Source organism: Anoxybacillus sp. J5B_2022, assembly GCF_026847645.1.
Lineage (GTDB): Bacteria > Bacillota > Bacilli > Bacillales > Anoxybacillaceae > Anoxybacteroides.
Window position 1 is genome coordinate 1 of record NZ_JAPSMC010000110.1, and the last position, 3,175, is coordinate 3,175.

At 41.6% G+C, this 3,175-nt stretch carries 3 protein-coding genes and 2 pseudogenes; 2 read left to right on the forward strand and 3 right to left on the reverse strand.

The window, feature by feature from the left end:
• Positions 1-80: 80 nt before the first annotated feature.
• Positions 81-511: pseudogene (locus M4I42_RS16415) on the forward strand (Uma2 family endonuclease); the annotation flags it as partial.
• Between the two features lie 48 nt (positions 512-559).
• Here the strand turns inward: M4I42_RS16415 and M4I42_RS16420 are convergent.
• From M4I42_RS16420 to M4I42_RS16430, 3 genes are all read right to left on the reverse strand, one after another.
• Positions 560-1,267, reverse strand: a complete 708-nt coding sequence (locus M4I42_RS16420) for a DsbA family oxidoreductase (RefSeq protein WP_268853127.1) — start codon at positions 1,265-1,267, stop codon at positions 560-562.
• Positions 1,268-1,365: 98 nt separating this feature from the next.
• Positions 1,366-1,500 (reverse strand): hypothetical protein, encoded by a 135-nt coding sequence (locus M4I42_RS16425; protein WP_442864123.1) that lies wholly within the window; start codon positions 1,498-1,500, stop codon positions 1,366-1,368.
• Between the two features lie 76 nt (positions 1,501-1,576).
• The gene (locus M4I42_RS16430; RefSeq protein WP_268853128.1) at positions 1,577-2,824 is read right to left on the reverse strand and encodes an RNA-guided endonuclease InsQ/TnpB family protein; all 1,248 of its coding nucleotides are present in this window, start codon (positions 2,822-2,824) and stop codon (positions 1,577-1,579) included.
• Positions 2,825-3,070: 246 nt separating this feature from the next.
• Between M4I42_RS16430 and M4I42_RS17125 the strand changes: the two are divergent.
• Positions 3,071-3,148, forward strand: a pseudogene (locus M4I42_RS17125) (DUF6431 domain-containing protein); the annotation flags it as partial.
• Between the last annotated feature and the right edge of the window lie 27 nt (positions 3,149-3,175).

Here is a 3,175-nt window from a genome sequence, read left to right on the forward strand (position 1 = left end):
TTCAGCGCAATGTTCCTCGAAGTGACGACACGAAAAAGCGTTTTCTTGTTGTGGTATAATGTAGAAAAGAGCAAAAAAACGAACTGCATCTCGCCTTAGCTCCTTACTTCAAAGCGCGTGACTGTCGGCTCATCTTATCGCCATTTGACGTACAATTCGATACAGCGAAACAGGAAGAGAAAGCGCAAACCGCTGTACAACCAGACTTATTTGTGATTTGAATCAACTGAAGAAAAATCGAGTAGAAGGTGCGCCTGATCTTGTCATCGAGGTGTTGTCGGCAAGTACAGGCATTAAAGACCGCAATCAAAAGTATCATTTGTATGAAGCAAATGGTGTGAAAGAGTACTGGATAGTCGACCCAAGCAATCGGACAATTGAAGTCATCGGCTTAGAAGACGAGCGGTTTCAAAAACGGGCGGTATTCGACCCGAAAGATGTATTAACGTCTTTTTTGTACCCAGATTTAGCGGTTCCGCTTGATTCGATTTTGAATATGGAAGTGGAATAAGATGAATCCGGCTAGGACTCTAGCCGGATTTTTATTTGCTTGAGGCATTTAGTCGATAGCGCAATTCCCGTCTGTGCACGTTTCGCCTTCTTCGGCGAGAGATTGTAGCGATGAGGACTGCTGTTCTTCCGTCCATACTTTTTCTAACGCCTGACGGAATACTTCGACAGGCTGAGCGCCAGAAATCGCATATTTTTGATTCAGCACGAAAAACGGTACACCGCGGACGCCAAGCTGAGCCGCTATCGCTTCCTCGTTTCGCACGTGTTCTGCATAACGCTCGCCATCGAGCATCGCTTCCGCCTCTTTGCGGTCAAGCCCTGCTGCTTCGGCAAGCCCCAGTAGCACGTTGCGGTCGCTAATTCGCTTCGATTCGGTAAAATAGGCGTAAAACAGCCGTTCCACCACTTCATGAAGTTTCCCTTTTTCCTTCGCGTATTGTGCTAGACGGTGAGCATCAAACGTATTGGTCGGTTTCATCGTCTCAAAACGAAACGTTAGACCAAGCGCCTCGGCTTGCTTGCCAATATCGGCATTTGCCCGTTTCGCTTCTTCTACGGAAATACCATATTTTTGCGCAATCATTTCGTGGATGCTGAGCGGTGTTTCTTTTTTCGCATTTGGATCAAGTTCAAAACTACGGAAGACGACCTCAACATTCTCCCGATGCGGAAAAGACGCAAGCGCCTCTTCTAACCGCCGCTTTCCGATATAACAAAACGGACAAACAAAATCGGACCATACTTCAATCTTCATCGTTACACCTCGGTTTTGTCCTCCAAAGCGGAGGGAATTTTCTCCCTTATTGTAACGAACATATCTTTCTCACTTCAAATCATCTGCTTGCCCTATCCTCACGCCATTTTTCGTCTGTAGACGCTCATTGCGGTTATATATGCAACAATGAGAATACCTAAACACCATGCGAGCGCGATCCGAATGTCATTGCCGACAGGCTTTTCTGCCAATAACGCGCGGATCGCTTCCACTACGGCTTGTGAACTACCCCCACTTAATTTTATAGCGAAAATTTGAAGTGGGGGCTTCCAAAGAAGTTTGACTGCTTTAAACAATCCTTATTCTTTGAGGCGTGTCCACTTCGCCGCTAGAGCATAAGACACTCAGGTCTACAGCTTTACTTTTCTTTAAGATGTTTAATGCGCCATTGACATCAGCATTAATTAGTTTGCCAGACTTTGTTCGATACAAGCCGCGCTTAATACGTTTGCCGCTGAACTTATATTCTTTTGGATTGTCGGCATTATATTCAGGAATCTCATCGCCGTCAAAAAAGCTGGCTTGAGACGTATATGATTCTTCCTGTTTCAAGAATTCAATGCCGTAAAATTCACAAAGATATTCTAGTTTTTCTTTTATGTTACCGAGAGGAATATTGACAAAGTTTTGATTTGTCTTTTTTCCTAGATTCATATTGCGTTGCCATGTTTCCGCATAGCCAATGACAAGTTTGCCAATTTGATTTTCAATACAGTAGTTAATGATGTAACGGCAAGTCTTGTTGATATAATCATTCACTTTATTATTGCGATTCATAGCAAGCAAAGCTTGTTTACGAGTAGTGCCTTTGATTTTTTGCTTATCTTTTATGCTTTGAAGTCTGGCATTTTCTTTGTTAAACCATTGATTTATACTTTTTAATCTCCGCCCATCAATGATGAACGATCTGCCGTCTGATGTGACACAAGTGGCAAAATTGTTTAATCCTAAATCAATTGCCAGTGCTTTTTGGTCATTTAATTCTCTTTGATCTTCAGGCATTTCATATTTGTACTGAATCTCAAAGAACCTGGCATGATGCTTAGGAATGATTTCAATCTGCTTAATCTTTTTGTCCAGTAACACAGGCGGAATCGTTATCGTGATAGGCTTGTGAGTCTTTTTAAATAGGCGAGAATACGGTATCGTGAATTTGTTGCCGTCTATACGAATCTGGCCAATGATCAGTGAATGAAAGCCATCTTTTTTAAGATATTTTGGAATACTGATAGCCTTGTGGTCATATTTACCTTGTTTGGCTAGTTTTATTAAGCCAAAGAAAGATTCAAAGGCTTCATTGACCTTTTTTAAAATTTGCTGTGCCATGTTGCTGTTTAACAGCTTATAGTTTTCGTTAGTTTTTGCAAGATGATAGTTTTTCTCATAATTAAGAAATTCCTTGTGTTCAAAATAGTATTGTCTGACATTGTACAATCCGACGTTGTACATGTTCTTGGCAATATGGCACAGTTCTCGAAGAGTCAAGTATTCTTCTTTGGTCAAACCATTTAGCTGTTGTTTGATACAAAAATACATGTTTTCACCTCCCATCTAACTATATGATACTATATTTTACTGAATCTATCCTATTTTCAGCAAAATATAGTTAAGGCGATTCATCTCCCACTTACTCCGCTTCGCTTCGTTGAAGTGGGAGTCTTCTCGCCTAATTAAGATAAAACGCCTTCTTTTTTGCAAATTCCTCCGGGATATCCTTCTCCCCTTTTCTGAAACAGTATGCTAAATTTTTAGTGAATTGTTTCGGAGGAGGGGGACGAGAGCATGGTTCAGTTATATGACTTCGGGATTGATGTGCAAACCTATGCGAATCGAGGAAAAGAAAATGCGTTCCCGAATCTCCCAACGACTAAAGTCGCGGGGGTCTAG